This window comes from Candidatus Bathyarchaeia archaeon, from assembly GCA_035283685.1.
Classification (GTDB): Archaea; Thermoproteota; Bathyarchaeia; order Bathyarchaeales; family Bathyarchaeaceae; genus DATETJ01.
Genome location: DATETJ010000002.1, coordinates 555,952 through 568,375 on the forward strand (window position 1 = coordinate 555,952; position 12,424 = coordinate 568,375).

16 protein-coding genes and 1 tRNA gene are annotated in these 12,424 nt (G+C 44.9%); 10 read left to right on the forward strand and 7 right to left on the reverse strand.

The window, feature by feature from the left end; translation table 11 throughout:
* Positions 1–148 precede the first annotated feature (148 nt).
* Entirely contained in the window at positions 149–1,183 is a 1,035-nt protein-coding gene (gene cas1, locus VJ249_03040) for a CRISPR-associated endonuclease Cas1 (GenBank protein HKZ93543.1), read from the forward strand.
* Here cas1 and VJ249_03045 read toward each other — a convergent pair.
* The 6 genes from VJ249_03045 to VJ249_03070 form a co-directional block, all read right to left on the reverse strand.
* The gene (locus VJ249_03045; GenBank protein ID HKZ93544.1) at positions 1,176–1,580 is read right to left on the reverse strand and encodes a hypothetical protein; all 405 of its coding nucleotides are present in this window, start codon (positions 1,578–1,580) and stop codon (positions 1,176–1,178) included. The two genes, cas1 and VJ249_03045, sit on opposite strands and share 8 nt — an antisense overlap.
* Complete coding sequence (locus tag VJ249_03050; protein ID HKZ93545.1) at positions 1,570–2,115, reverse strand: hypothetical protein; 546 nt, start codon at positions 2,113–2,115, stop codon at positions 1,570–1,572. Before VJ249_03050 ends, VJ249_03045 begins: the two co-directional genes overlap by 11 nt.
* Entirely contained in the window at positions 2,069–2,455 is a 387-nt protein-coding gene (locus VJ249_03055; protein ID HKZ93546.1) for a hypothetical protein, read from the reverse strand. Before VJ249_03055 ends, VJ249_03050 begins: the two co-directional genes overlap by 47 nt.
* A complete protein-coding gene (locus VJ249_03060) occupies positions 2,456–2,827 on the reverse strand; it encodes a DUF2116 family Zn-ribbon domain-containing protein (protein ID HKZ93547.1) in 372 nt (123 codons plus the stop codon). It abuts the gene before it with no gap.
* Positions 2,820–3,002 (reverse strand): AbrB/MazE/SpoVT family DNA-binding domain-containing protein, encoded by a 183-nt coding sequence (locus tag VJ249_03065; GenBank protein ID HKZ93548.1) that lies wholly within the window; start codon positions 3,000–3,002, stop codon positions 2,820–2,822. Before VJ249_03065 ends, VJ249_03060 begins: the two co-directional genes overlap by 8 nt.
* A 284-nt stretch (positions 3,003–3,286) precedes the next feature.
* Positions 3,287–3,772, reverse strand: a complete 486-nt coding sequence (locus VJ249_03070) for a hypothetical protein (protein ID HKZ93549.1) — start codon at positions 3,770–3,772, stop codon at positions 3,287–3,289.
* 295 nt (positions 3,773–4,067) lie between these two features.
* Here VJ249_03070 and VJ249_03075 point away from each other — a divergent pair, with 295 nt between their 5' ends.
* The 9 genes from VJ249_03075 (at position 4,068) to VJ249_03115 (ending at position 11,956) form a co-directional block, all read left to right on the forward strand.
* On the forward strand, positions 4,068–4,436 hold the full coding sequence (locus tag VJ249_03075; protein ID HKZ93550.1) for a hypothetical protein: 369 nt from the start codon (positions 4,068–4,070) through the stop codon (positions 4,434–4,436).
* On the forward strand, positions 4,399–5,016 hold the full coding sequence (locus VJ249_03080) for a nucleotidyltransferase domain-containing protein (GenBank protein ID HKZ93551.1): 618 nt from the start codon (positions 4,399–4,401) through the stop codon (positions 5,014–5,016). Before VJ249_03075 ends, VJ249_03080 begins: the two co-directional genes overlap by 38 nt.
* Before the next feature lie 879 nt (positions 5,017–5,895).
* Complete coding sequence (locus VJ249_03085) at positions 5,896–7,071, forward strand: ORC1-type DNA replication protein (protein HKZ93552.1); 1,176 nt, start codon at positions 5,896–5,898, stop codon at positions 7,069–7,071.
* Positions 7,072–7,077: 6 nt separating this feature from the next.
* A complete protein-coding gene (locus tag VJ249_03090; protein HKZ93553.1) occupies positions 7,078–7,347 on the forward strand; it encodes a winged helix-turn-helix domain-containing protein in 270 nt (89 codons plus the stop codon).
* 3 nt (positions 7,348–7,350) lie between these two features.
* Entirely contained in the window at positions 7,351–7,788 is a 438-nt protein-coding gene (gene moaC / locus VJ249_03095; protein HKZ93554.1) for a cyclic pyranopterin monophosphate synthase MoaC, read from the forward strand.
* An 18-nt stretch (positions 7,789–7,806) separates the two neighbouring features.
* The gene (locus VJ249_03100; protein HKZ93555.1) at positions 7,807–8,340 is read left to right on the forward strand and encodes a MogA/MoaB family molybdenum cofactor biosynthesis protein; all 534 of its coding nucleotides are present in this window, start codon (positions 7,807–7,809) and stop codon (positions 8,338–8,340) included.
* Between the two features lie 10 nt (positions 8,341–8,350).
* Positions 8,351–9,283, forward strand: coding sequence for a GTP 3',8-cyclase MoaA (moaA, locus tag VJ249_03105; GenBank protein HKZ93556.1), 933 nt, complete (start codon positions 8,351–8,353; stop codon positions 9,281–9,283).
* Between the two features lie 263 nt (positions 9,284–9,546).
* The gene (locus VJ249_03110; GenBank protein HKZ93557.1) at positions 9,547–10,524 is read left to right on the forward strand and encodes a hypothetical protein; all 978 of its coding nucleotides are present in this window, start codon (positions 9,547–9,549) and stop codon (positions 10,522–10,524) included.
* An 85-nt stretch (positions 10,525–10,609) separates the two neighbouring features.
* The gene (locus VJ249_03115; protein ID HKZ93558.1) at positions 10,610–11,956 is read left to right on the forward strand and encodes an MFS transporter; all 1,347 of its coding nucleotides are present in this window, start codon (positions 10,610–10,612) and stop codon (positions 11,954–11,956) included.
* Between the two features lie 370 nt (positions 11,957–12,326).
* On the opposite strand, the gene VJ249_03120 is transcribed toward VJ249_03115, so the two are convergent.
* A tRNA-Gly gene (locus VJ249_03120) sits at positions 12,327–12,403 on the reverse strand.
* Positions 12,404–12,424: the final 21 nt, after the last annotated feature.

The window sequence follows — 12,424 nt, forward strand, 5'->3', positions numbered from 1 at the left end:
TTAGGTGTATTGGCAGATAGGCATGGGTTAAATGGGTTTTCCGAAACTCATTTGTCTATGCACCAAAATAGGCAAAATCCATGCCTATTTGCCTAAAAGAAACCCTTAAATAGATTTTCAACCTATACTATTTCTTGGTGCATAGACGATGGGTAAGGCAAAAACAGAAAAGATAATTCTAGATCAGTTTGGTCAATATCTAGGATTAGAAAAAGGTTGTTACATAATAAAAGACAAAAATGGAAACATACAGCGTTATCCACAGTTTGAAAATGAAATCGGAGAAGTCATACTGAAAAGCGGAAATATGGTTTCAGTTGGCGCATTAGCAAGTTTTGGATTCTGGGAAATAGACGTTCTAATAATGACACAGAAAGGTATGCCCGTTGCTACACTAAGAAGTATAGATGATGATTCACACGTTGAAACAAGAATAAAACAGTATCAAGCATTAGAAAATGGTAAAGGCATAGAAATAGCTAAACAAATCATTCTAGGAAAACTGAAAGGTCAAAATGAGATTCTAAGAAAATATGGTTTAAGACAGCATGACTTGTTCACAGTCAAAACTAGACTTGATGAAATATGCAAACACGATCTAATTACAGCAAGAAGAAAAATTCTAGCATTAGAAGGACAAACAACAGATAGATACTATGAACAAATCTTTCAGCTATTGCCTAAAACATTGAAGATAGATAAACGCAAAACAAAAGGTGCGTATGATGGCATTAACAACATTCTAAATCTAGCTTACACAATGCTGAAATGGAAAGTAACTAAAGCAATTCTAAACGCAAAATTGGAATTATTTTTAGGGTGGGTTCATTCGGTCAAGTTTGGAAAACCTAGTCTAGTATGCGACCTAATGGAATTGTATAGGTTTTTGTGCGATGACTATGTGATACAATTCTGTCTCAAACTAAACAAAAGAGATTTCACAGTGAAAACAGAAAACTGTTCAAGCAACAGAAAAGGCAAAAGAGAATACTTGAACGATAAGAAAACAATGAATCTAATGCGAGACCTAACAGCCTATTTTGAAAAGACAGTTGAGATTCCTAGAATCATGCACGGTAACAGACAGAGCATTGACACATTAATCTCTGAGGAAGCCCTGCTCTTAGCTAAATATTTGAGAAACGAAATAAAAACATGGATTCCAAGAATTGCTATTACCTGAGCCTATCAACTAGCAATCGCTGAAGCTCATTCAATTTCTCTAGAATGGCGGATAACTTGTCAGTTGATTCAGCAATGTTATTTCTCATGCGAGTTTCTTCTTGGCGTTCCTCAAACCTTCTCTGTTCGTCTTCTTTTCTTTGGGTTTCAAATTGTTCTCTAAAGGTTTTGTTTTCTTCAATTTCTTTATCATATTCTTGCATCAAAGTTTTGAATACATCAAAATTATCTAACTTAATCAAGTTATATATTGTTCCACTAAGTTGTTTAGGAATATCAAATTTATATCTTAAAATGTTTTGAAAGTCAGCTTTACTATTTTCATAAAGACTGTTCATTAATTCTTTGTATTCATTGAACTTCTTTCTATATTCTAATTCTGTTTTTTTATCTACCATTTTTTATCACCACCATTCTATAGAAATCTAGAATATACTGTCGGTTATCAAGAAACTTAGCTATCATCTTATCTTGATTGCCATGTCTGAACACAATTTTCGGCGGTCTAATCTTTTTGCCTTTGAATCCATGTCGTAACGTGTTTGTTTGATGAATACATTGCATTACAAACCATTTTGTTAGGTTCTCATCTTTCAGTTGTAAACATAACCATGCTAGAATACTTCTATTTTCACTTTCAGAAACTTCACGATTAAAAACAATATGATAACCTCTAGTCTTATATCGGTAAACAACTTCAGTTAACTCTTCATTTCTTATAGTGTGTGTTTTTGTGCTTGACCGCAAAATGATGTATCCATCTAATTTGAAACGGTTATTTAGCATGTCAGCAATGCATTTCGGTTGTTTTATGCTGTAACAATTATCCAAATCAACTTTAACTATGTCATTGTCAAAATCACCGATAATGACGTTGGGAAATGGGTTAACTCTTAATTGTTGGTCTTCTATCCCACTCTTCTTTGTAATCAATGTATTTGCTCCTTTGAGAAAACGACTTTAATTTTTCTGCTGACACTCTTGTTATCCGTTTTCGTGGTGGATGCTTAACAGTATCAATCATAATACTGCTTAGTTGTTTTCCTGTTCCAAACAATTCATACCGTTTTGATATTCCTCTGTGTTTTGAGTAAACTGCAATACGTTTAGGTCCTCTCTCTTCTCGAATCATAGCTAATGCTGTTGTTCTTCTTATTCCTCTATGTTCGGCTTTCAATACTCGTATGATTTGGTTGGCTGACAGGTCTTCTCTTGCTAATTTTTGTATATGGGCTTTTGTGGCAGGCTTTCTGCTTCTTTTGGTCTTAACCATTTATTGAACCCTCTTCTTTTTGCTACTGTATTCTTTAGCACAGATTTCACTGCAAAAATTCAAATTAAGAGGAATACCCTTACCACAATTGAAACATGAATGACCACCATATTCAAATTCTTTTTTTGGCGATTCTCTCAATTTAATAGGTTCAATACCGTTATTGATTTCATCTAAGGCAAAATTATAGTATTCATCGAATTTTCTACTTGTAAAGTATCTTCCGCATTTCATCCAAATCTGTTGGTAAGTGTCTCCTTGTAAAATGCATTTTTTCACTATGTCTATGTTGTGGTTTCTTCTACTCATTCCTTCTCCTTGAATCCAAAACAATTCTGTAGAATTATTCTTAGGTTTATTGTCATTACTCAATGGGCTTCACCTCTTTCTTTATCGGTATGACCTTCACTATTCCATTGAAAATGACAGAAAGCTCATCGCTCTCTTGGAGACCTTCTTTCTCTACCCAGAGTTTAGGTAGAACAACGAAGTAAGAGCCGCTCTGCTCTTGCAGTCTCCTTTTCACGCTATATCCTTTTTTCGACATTTTTGCAACAATCCTTTTTTGAGAGAAGGCTTGCCAGAGCTATCTGCAAAAATCGAAGCATTGATTGTTGCATTTCTGTTTCTAGTGTTCGGACTGCATATAGTCCATCTTATTATCTATACTTATAAGCTTTTCTCAAGTCTTGAGTCTTTATATAGTGTGCTCTCTCTGTGTCTGTGTCTCTGTTTATGATATGAGGGAGGAGGGGTGTGTGTGTGGGATAGAATTTCTATGCAGCGCGCGCTAACCTGTTGATTAATGTAAGAGGCTGCTTCTGAACTTTTTCAGCTTCGTTTTCGGCTTCTTTTTTCCTGTTCTTCTTTTTGTTCCTGCCATTCGGCGTATTTTTCCAGTAGGGTTTCGAGTTGTTTGTCGATGAAGTCGGCTACGCCGAGGAAGGGCAAGTCCATTTCTTTTATTGCTAACTCGCCCTTTTCGTATTTTTCTTTGAGGACTTCTGCATGTTCGTATTCGCCGCTTAGGTATCGAAGCCTGAACCGTGCTGCGTCTCTCAGGAAATCTTCCTTCGTTGTGAAGCCCAAACCCTTCTTTTCGTGCATGAATTTCTCGATTTCGACAAGCAGATCAGCTGGCAACATGACCGACTGGCTGAGCAAGGCTTCGAGAGCATCTTGGTAAGTCTGCAGTTTCATGGTTTGAGAGGTTAACTCTCCAAGCATGCCTGTGAGCTTCTGATGGATATCTTCTGAAATTCTCAGGGTTTTCATATTCAGCTTCTCCATAATGCTGTCATAAAGCTTTCTCGGCAACCAATAAATCCAAAAACGACGATACAATAATCTGAAAGCGCCTCGTTATACACGTACTAGGGTCAAGGCATAACGCCGCAACATTCCCCCAACATACCAACATGGAAAGACTGCATTTCCTCTAAATTGACGCTCTTCATAGCCAGTAGAAGAAGGCGCTAACTGATTGGTTCCTTCTCCTTTTGAAGTCTACCTTCTCAGCCGGAAGGTTACCTTTGACAACTGGAACAGATCAGTAGAAGTAATTCTTATATGTAAGAAAAATGTTACTTGTATCAAAAGGATGGTGTTTGTTGTGAGTGATGTAGCTGTTCACTTGAGGGCCGTTTGTGAGAAGAGGTTGGCTGCTTTGGACGAGTTTGAAAAGGGAAGGTTTACGGTTGTTGGCGATTTGGCTATTAAGGCTGTTGAGCAGGCTGTTGAGGTTCTGGCTGCGCAGGAGGGCAAACATTTTCATCTGCGCCCGAGGAGTGCGCATGCAGAGCGAATTCGGTGGTTCAAGCAGAGATTTCCACGGCTGAGTAAGGATGTGGATGAGTTGTGGGGTGCATATGGTGCGTTAGGGTATGAGGGTATCGATGGTGACCGAGCAAAGAAGGCGGTTGAGGCTATGGAGCGTGTTCTGGTTGCGATTGAGAGAAAAGCACGTGTTAGATTTAAGTAAGATTGTTGACGTGGTTTCAAAGGTAAACGGTGTTGTGGGAGTCTTTCTTTTTGGTAGTTTGGCGAGGGGTGATTTTGATGAGTTTTCTGATTATGATCTGCTAGTTGTTTTCGAGGATAGGACGGTGATGTGGCGGAGTTGGGATGCCTTGTTCGAGGCTGTTGGAGCGTTGCAACTGAATTTGCATGTGGTTCCTGAGACTGTGGACGAGTTGAAACAGGCAAATCCTGTGTTCCTGGATGATCTGTTCAAGTTTGGGAAGGTCCTGTTTGCAAGGTTTCCGTTTGAGGTTTTTGCTGGACCTATTGGGTTAGAGTCCTACTGCTTGGTTGTTTATGAGATGAGTGGTTTGAGTGTGAGAGACAAGATGAAGGTGGTTTATTTCCTGTATAGAAAAGGAGGCGCAGGCGAGCTTGCCAGGGTGAGTGGATTTAGGGTTGGTGAGGGTTGTCTTTTGGTTCCGAGCAGGGCTGGCGACGTGGTTGTTGAAGGCTTGAAGGGTTATGGCGTCATTGCTAGAAAACTTGAGACTTATTCGAGCGGAGACCATGTTAAAGCATTGTTTGGTAAGACTGATTAAGAAGAAGGCGTTTGCATAGTGGGAGTTCTTGTGTTGGAATCGCCTTGGTAGGCGGTGATCGTGGGTTCAAATCCCGCCTGAGGCTCCAAAACGGCTAAGAATGAAGTTTCTTGTTCACCGTAGAATCTGTACAACATCTACACTTCTGGACGCTTGACAATCGCCAGACTCGACCAGCCTTAGAAGTTGTTGTTCTGGCAAAATAACTACCAAGGTAACCACAACACAACACTCCTTTCTCTATATCGCACTTGTTGATGACACTAGGAGCGGCTGGGCATCAACACGCACACAGCCCTGCACAGTCTGAGCCAACATGGAAGTAGTAGTCAACGTACACGCGGGGCGGACGACTACTTCTGAGCAAAGCAAGCTCGGTGTTATTACTTGTTCTAAGTGGAAATTAATAACATCTGAAAGAAAACCGCCTTCGATATCGAAGAAGTTGTTGTGGCAAACCTACCAGAGTCAACAACAACTCCAAAGACTGCCACAGTACACGCTTTTCGCCAGCCTTGGAAGAAGGTGTACAGCACAGTTCAGGTTGTTCAACAACTCAAGAATACACACAGCCTGCAGCCATGCTGGGCATTGATGTCACCGGGAACAGTCGTATGACGATGCCCACACAGTCTTCAGCCAGATGTTCCCGCAACATGGTAGAAGAAGGCGCTAAGCGACTGGTCCCTTCTTCTTTTGAAATTTGTTTTCCCGCAACCCGTTGCAGTTCAGCATGCGCTCGTGAGTTTTCAAGCCATACATGTTGGTGTTTATACTTCCATCTGCCTCAACCACATTTTTCTTTTTAAATAGACAAAAACCATAAATGCCAACCCAGTTCACCATTTGACAGCACAATAAACAGAGGCTGTCATCACTATGTTCAACTACACCAGCCTATTCAAAGATGAATCCAAACTCGACATAAACTACGTGCCCACACGCCTACCCCACAGAGAAACCGAACTCAACCTACTCAACCAGTTCTTCAGGTTCGCAGTGGAAACCCCGGGCAAAATGACCCAACGCATACTCGTAGTAGGCAAAGTCGGCAGCGGCAAAACCGCGTTAACACAACTCTTCGGACAAAACATAACCCGCGAAGCACAAAAACGCGGCATCAACCTCCACTACGCGCACGTCAACTGCCGCGAATGCAAAGGCAGCCTCTTCATGATAATCCAACGCGTAGTCCTCAAATTTCACCCCAACTACCCCAGACGCGGATACTCAGCCCAAGAACTGCTGCAAACCTTGATGCAAGTGCTCGACGACCAAAAAGCCCACCTCATCCTCACACTCGACGAGTTAGACGCACTCATCCAAAACGAAGGCTCCGACGCCCTCTACACACTAACCCGCGTACAGGAAGACCGCCAAACACCAACCCAGAGACTATCCGTAATCGGCATAGTAAGAGACACCGCCTTACTCAACACATTAGACGCCAGCACTAGGAGCACGCTGCAACGCAACATAATCAAACTCGAAGAATACTCACAGCCACAACTCCATGACATACTAGACGACCGCATAACCAACGCCTTCCGAGACAACACCGTGCCACCCCAAAGCATCGACCTCATCGCCGAACTAGCCACACTTGAAAACGGAGACGCCCGCTACGCCATAGAACTCATGTGGCGAGCCGGCAAATACGCCGACGCCCAAACCGCACGTGAGCTTCTACCCGAACACATCCGCAAAGCAGCCGGCAGCGTCTACCCCACCATACGAAAAGACACAATCTCCCTGCTCAACCTGCACCAAAAACTCCTACTATTAGGCATAGCCCGCCAATTCAAACAGTCAGACTCCGCTTACCTGTCCATGGGCGAAGCAGAGAACGCCTACGCCGTAATCTGCGAAGAATACGGCCACGAGAAAAGAGGACACACCCAACTCTGGAAATACGTACACGAATTGTCAACCCTCGACATCATCAAAGCTGAATCCTCAGGCACGGGGCAAAGAGGCAAAACCACGCTGATCAGCCTGCCCAAAATCAGCGCAGCCGAACTAGAAACCGAACTGCGCAGGTCGCTTGGAGCCTAAAGCAGCATGTCCATTGAAACCGTGTTCTCATCCAAAGGCAGAGTGAAAATCCTCAGAATCCTAGTGGAAATAGGCGAACTAAACATCTCAGAAATCGCCCGAAGAGCCAAACTCAACTACACCACGACCAACCAGCACCTGCAAATCCTAGAAACCTCAGGAATTATCAGACACAAAAATTTTGGACGCATACGCATATTCCGCTTCAACAACGAAAACCCACGCGCGAAAAGCATCAAAGAATTAATTGAAGAATGGAACAGTAAGAGTGGATAAAACATGACCATGGTCGACGTGACAAACAAACCCGCAGTCCACCGCGAAGCCACAGCCAAAGGACAAATCAAACTAAAGCCTGAAACCATACGCCGAATCAAACAGGGAAAAATCGAAAAAGGCGACCCCTTCACAGTCGCCAAAATAGCCGGAATTCTAGCTGCAAAGAACACAAGCTCACTAATACCATTATGCCACCCTTTACCATTAACCAGCGTAGATGTCATCCTGAAAATTCTGAACACCTCCACCGTTGAAGCAGAAGCCACAGTCAAGACTAGAGCGCAAACAGGCGTCGAAATGGAAGCCCTAACAGCAGTTTCCACCGCGCTCCTCACAGTCTGGGACATGACAAAACAGTATGAAAAAAACCAGAAAGGGCAGTATCCAGAGACAGCTATCCACAACATTCACGTTGTGCGCAAGGTTAAGCAGGAATGAACCGGAGACATCACCGACTTGGCTGAGACATCAAAAAAACACAAGGAAAAAGCACCGGAAAGCCTCAGCTTCGCAGTTGTCACCATAAGCACAAGCCGATACAAAGAGTCCCAACGCGGCAAACCGATAACAGACGAGTCCGGTGACATCATCATCAAAGTGCTGCGGAACAATGGGCATAAGGTCGTGATACAGCGGCTGGTATCAGACGACCGAGCCATGATCCAAAAAACTATTCGCGGAATGCTGGACTCTTCAGAAATCGACGCCATAATCACAAGCGGCGGAACAGGAATAACACCTTCAGATGTCACAATCGAAGCGGTAGCGCCATTACTGGAAAAGGAGTTGCCTGGCTTCGGCGAGCTCTTCCGACACTTAACTTATCAGGATATAGGCTCAGCCGCCCTAATGAGCCGAGCGATCGGGGGAGTCGCAAAAGGCAAAGCAGTTTTCTGCCTGCCAGGCTCACCTCACGCTGTAAAATTGTGTCTTGAAAGACTTATATTGCCCGAAACGGCGCATATTGTTCTCCACGCCCGTGGAAAGTAGAGGCTGAAAATTGCTTTACGACAATTGCGGGCGCCCCACGCTCAACCTACGGATTTCCTTGACGCAACGCTGCAACCTCAAATGCGTCTACTGCCACCGCGAAGGCCAGAACCCAGGCTCAGCAATGCCTGAAATGACCAAGGAAGAAGTCTTGCGCATAGCCAAGATGGCTGTATCCTTAGGCATGAACCGCATCAAACTCACAGGCGGAGAACCACTACTACGCTCAGACATAGTTGACATTGTGCGTGGCATAACGAACATTCCCGGTCTGCGCGACCTGTCCATGACCACGAACGGAACACGTCTTTCCACTTTAGCGACACCTCTGAAAGAAGCAGGTTTAACCCGAGTAAACATTAGTCTCCCCTCTCTAGATTCGAAAACGTACTCATTGATCTCTGGTGGAGATCTGAACGATGCCATAAATGGGGTCGCCGCAGCCGTAAAAGCAGGCCTATACCCTGTAAAGCTAAACATGCTGATTCTACGCGGCATCAACACAGCCGACATTCCAAAGATGATCGAGTTTGCACGACAAAGCCAAACGATTCTGCAGTTAATAGAACTTGAGCCTGTCAACATCCAAGACGACTACTACAAGGAACATTTCTTCGCACTGAACGGCTTAGAGCTGGAGCTGAAAAAGCAAGCGCTGGAGGTTCACACAAGAGGCGACATGCAAAACCGCCATGTCTACTCCTTGCCCGGCGTGAAGGTTGAAGTGGTTCACCCGATCGAAAACACAGATTTCTGCGCTCGCTGCACTCGCCTGCGCTTGACAAGCGACGGCAAACTCAAACCTTGCCTCATGATAAATGATAACCTCGTCGATGTTCTAACAGCGTTGCGCAAGGGCGGCACAGATCAAGAGCTGAAGGAGCTGTTTGAGGCCGCTGTTAAAAGACGCGAACCTTACTACAAGTCTGCCGAAGCTTTTTGAAGGATCGCCGAGAGCAACAACTCAGCAAGGAAAACTTCATTTCACACCCGTCACTTTCCAGTATCCGAATTTGTCGCTTAATGCTTCAACTCTCGACAAGTGTGGGCTCTCGCACTCAAGATCCAAATCACAACGTCATGGGGGCCAGAGTCGTCATCGCCCACAAACACAAACAAGTGCAGCGCCAAAATAAAAACGATGCTGTGTGAAGTCTCGGTTCTCTTATATGAACCGAGCCCGTGATAGTCTAGCCAAGTGAAACGATGCCACATCGCATTCGCGTTACTCCTTTAGCTGCCGAAAGCCTCGGCGTGCGCTCAATGTGCACCTTTGTCGAGACGCCGGACGTACGAGTCCTCCTCGACGCTGGTGCTTCACTTGGACCCTTTCGCTTGGGTTTTCCGCCTCACCCTCAAGAATATAAGGCTTTGAAGGCAGCGCGAAAGAGAATCGCGCAGGCAGCTGAGAAAGCTGAGGTTGTGACGATCAGCCACTACCACTTCGACCATCATACGCCTTCTTTCACCGACTGGTTTCAGAACTGGTCTTCTGATGAAGCAGCGAGACAGATCTATGAAGGCAAGACAGTTCTCGCGAAGAGCTATCGAGACAAAGTGAACTTCAGTCAACGACATCGCGGCTGGGTCTTCGTACATACAGGGGGCAAGTACGCTGAAAAACTGGAATATGCAGACGGCAAAGAGTACATGTTTGGCGACACCCGACTGAGATTCTCTGAGCCCGTGGCCCACGGAGAACCAGACTCCGAACTCGGCTGGCTTATCATGGCAACCATCGAACACAAGAACGAAAAAATGTTGTTTACATCAGACGTACAGGGACCAATGCACGAGGCCACAATGAAGATCATTTTGAACGAAAACCCCAACCTGATCATTATCGGCGGACCACCAGCATATTTGACCGGACTGGTGCAACAAGAGAGCATTCAAATCGGATTACAGAACCTTGAACAAATCGCCAAAAACATTCCATTAACCATAATGGAACATCACCTCCTTCGACAGGAAAATTGGCGCGAATTAGCCAAACCCATATTCGAAACAGCCGCCAAAGCCGAGCACTCTGTCTTTACGGCCGCCGAGTTTCTGAAAAAAGAAAACGCCCTCCTCGAATCCCAGAGAAAGCAATTGTACGAAGTTGAGCCGCCAAATGCAGAATTCGAGAAATGGAGACGCTTGCCGATAATGAAGCGAAAAAACACGCCCCCGCCAATATAGCCTACCATCCGGAGTGCAAGGTTAAATAAGTGGCAAACCCCCATTCTGTTTCTTAATTGACAAGTTTTTCAATTGAAAGGCAGGGATGATAACGGAAACCGTTGTGGAACGCTTGGAAAAGGCATCACTTACACGTTTTCACTACGTCTTGCTGTTACTTGGAAGTCTTATCTACGGCTTCACAGCGATGAACGTCCTACTCATTGCTGCCGTTTTAACTCCAATAATTCGGGAGTTTGGATTGCAGCAACAGCCACTAGTCTCAGGTCTCTTACTGAGCATGGGCTATCTGGGGATGTTTGTCGGCGCGTTGTCTTGCGGTATCCTAGCCGATCACATAGGCAGAAAGAAAACACTGCTGTTCACTCTATCAACCATGACTGTCTTCACTGCACTCAACTCGGTTGCACCTGATCCTGCCACGATGGCTTTGTTACGTTTTCTAGCTGGAATTGGCTTGGGCGGTTCTCTTCCTCAACCCGGAGTCTACGTTTCAGAATATGTGCCCGCAAAGTACCGCGGTCGTTTCTTGGGATTGGTTGAAACAGCGTGGGTTTACGGAGCATTGCTCTCGTTGATTTTTCCGTTTTTCCTACTTCCAAACTTTGGATGGCGCCTCACTTTTCTGGTAGCTTTGATTCCGTTGTTCCTTGTTCCAATTGTAATCTTTTACGCGCCCGAATCTCTTCGATATCTGCAGCAAAAGGGAAGAACCAGCGAAGCCGTATCTTTACTGAAGAAGTATAGTCTCGTTCCATCAGACTTCAAGTTAACCAGCGGGTCGACTTCGTTGTCAGGGGGGAGCCGCAGTGTTGTTGCAGCCTTGAAGGAGTTGTGGGCTCCATCTTATCGCAGGAGAACAGCGCTCTTATGGATTATCTGGGCTGTTTTGGTATACACTTATCACGGGATTTTCATCTGGTTGCCAACGTTCTATGCGAGTCCACCGTTGAATTTGACTGTTGTCAGATCGATTCAATGGGTTCTTATTGTGACGTTGGCACAGGTTCCAGGTTACTACAGTGCAGCTTTACTGCTTGACCACGCTGGTAGAAAACGAATCGCGTTTGTGTATCTTCTTTTTGCTGGTGTGGGCAGTGTTCTGTTGAGTCTGGCTGTGATTGAAGCAACTATTCTTGCTTGGAGCATCGTCATCTCCTTCTTCAACCTCGGCGCTTGGTCTGCTTTGTACGCATACACACCTGAGCTGTATCCAACTGCGGTCAGGGGAACCGGGGCGGGCGCAGCAGCAAGCATAGGTCGTCTCGCAGGAGTAATCGCACCAACAGCCACGCCACTTCTGTATGCTTATGGAGGTTTAGCCGCGGCTTTCTCAGTTTTTGCTTTGTTTCATGTTTTTGGTGCTGTTGCGGTCCTTGTATTCGGGATGGAAACGAAGGGAAAAGCTCTCGAAGAAATCTCCAAAGATTGAGTTTCTCTAGACGCGTCCAGCGCAACTACAACGCAATATCTTCTAAGCTCTAAAAAACGTGCTTGTCGCTGGTCCTTTTTCCTCACGTTCGTTGATATTCTACTGCATGTGTGTCCTACAGTTATTCGGTAATGCATAAGTAACTCCCAAGTGTGTCGTGTATAGTAATATATAATAGGTGGGTGACATGCAGGCAGCAAAACACTCTGATTTGGATACCGATGCCAGAAAAGCTGAGACGCTTCTGTTCTGGCAGTCTATGCTTCAATACCATCTATGTTGATGCCCGTTTCCAAAAAAGCGCGCAATCGACGCCCATCCTTTTTCTTTACAATCATAGTGAAAGGTGTTCTGCTTTCTTACCAGCTGTTGGTGCGGCCGCCGGGATTTGAACCCGGGTTGTCGGCTTGGGAAGCCGATGTCTTAACCAGGCTGGACTACGGCCGCTACGCGGACTGCGATCGCTTG

Coding starts and splice junctions, on each gene's coding strand:
- moaC (HKZ93554.1), top strand. CDS start 7,351: ATGACCATGGTCGACGTGACAAACAAACCCGCAGTCCACCGCGAAGCC.
- VJ249_03090 (HKZ93553.1), top strand. CDS start 7,078: ATGTCCATTGAAACCGTGTTCTCATCCAAAGGCAGAGTGAAAATCCTC.
- VJ249_03055 (HKZ93546.1), bottom strand. CDS start 2,455: ATGGTTAAGACCAAAAGAAGCAGAAAGCCTGCCACAAAAGCCCATATA.
- VJ249_03110 (HKZ93557.1), top strand. CDS start 9,547: ATGCCACATCGCATTCGCGTTACTCCTTTAGCTGCCGAAAGCCTCGGC.
- VJ249_03085 (HKZ93552.1), top strand. CDS start 5,896: ATGTTCAACTACACCAGCCTATTCAAAGATGAATCCAAACTCGACATA.
- VJ249_03045 (HKZ93544.1), bottom strand. CDS start 1,580: ATGGTAGATAAAAAAACAGAATTAGAATATAGAAAGAAGTTCAATGAA.
- VJ249_03065 (HKZ93548.1), bottom strand. CDS start 3,002: ATGTCGAAAAAAGGATATAGCGTGAAAAGGAGACTGCAAGAGCAGAGC.
- cas1 (HKZ93543.1), top strand. CDS start 149: ATGGGTAAGGCAAAAACAGAAAAGATAATTCTAGATCAGTTTGGTCAA.
- VJ249_03115 (HKZ93558.1), top strand. CDS start 10,610: ATGATAACGGAAACCGTTGTGGAACGCTTGGAAAAGGCATCACTTACA.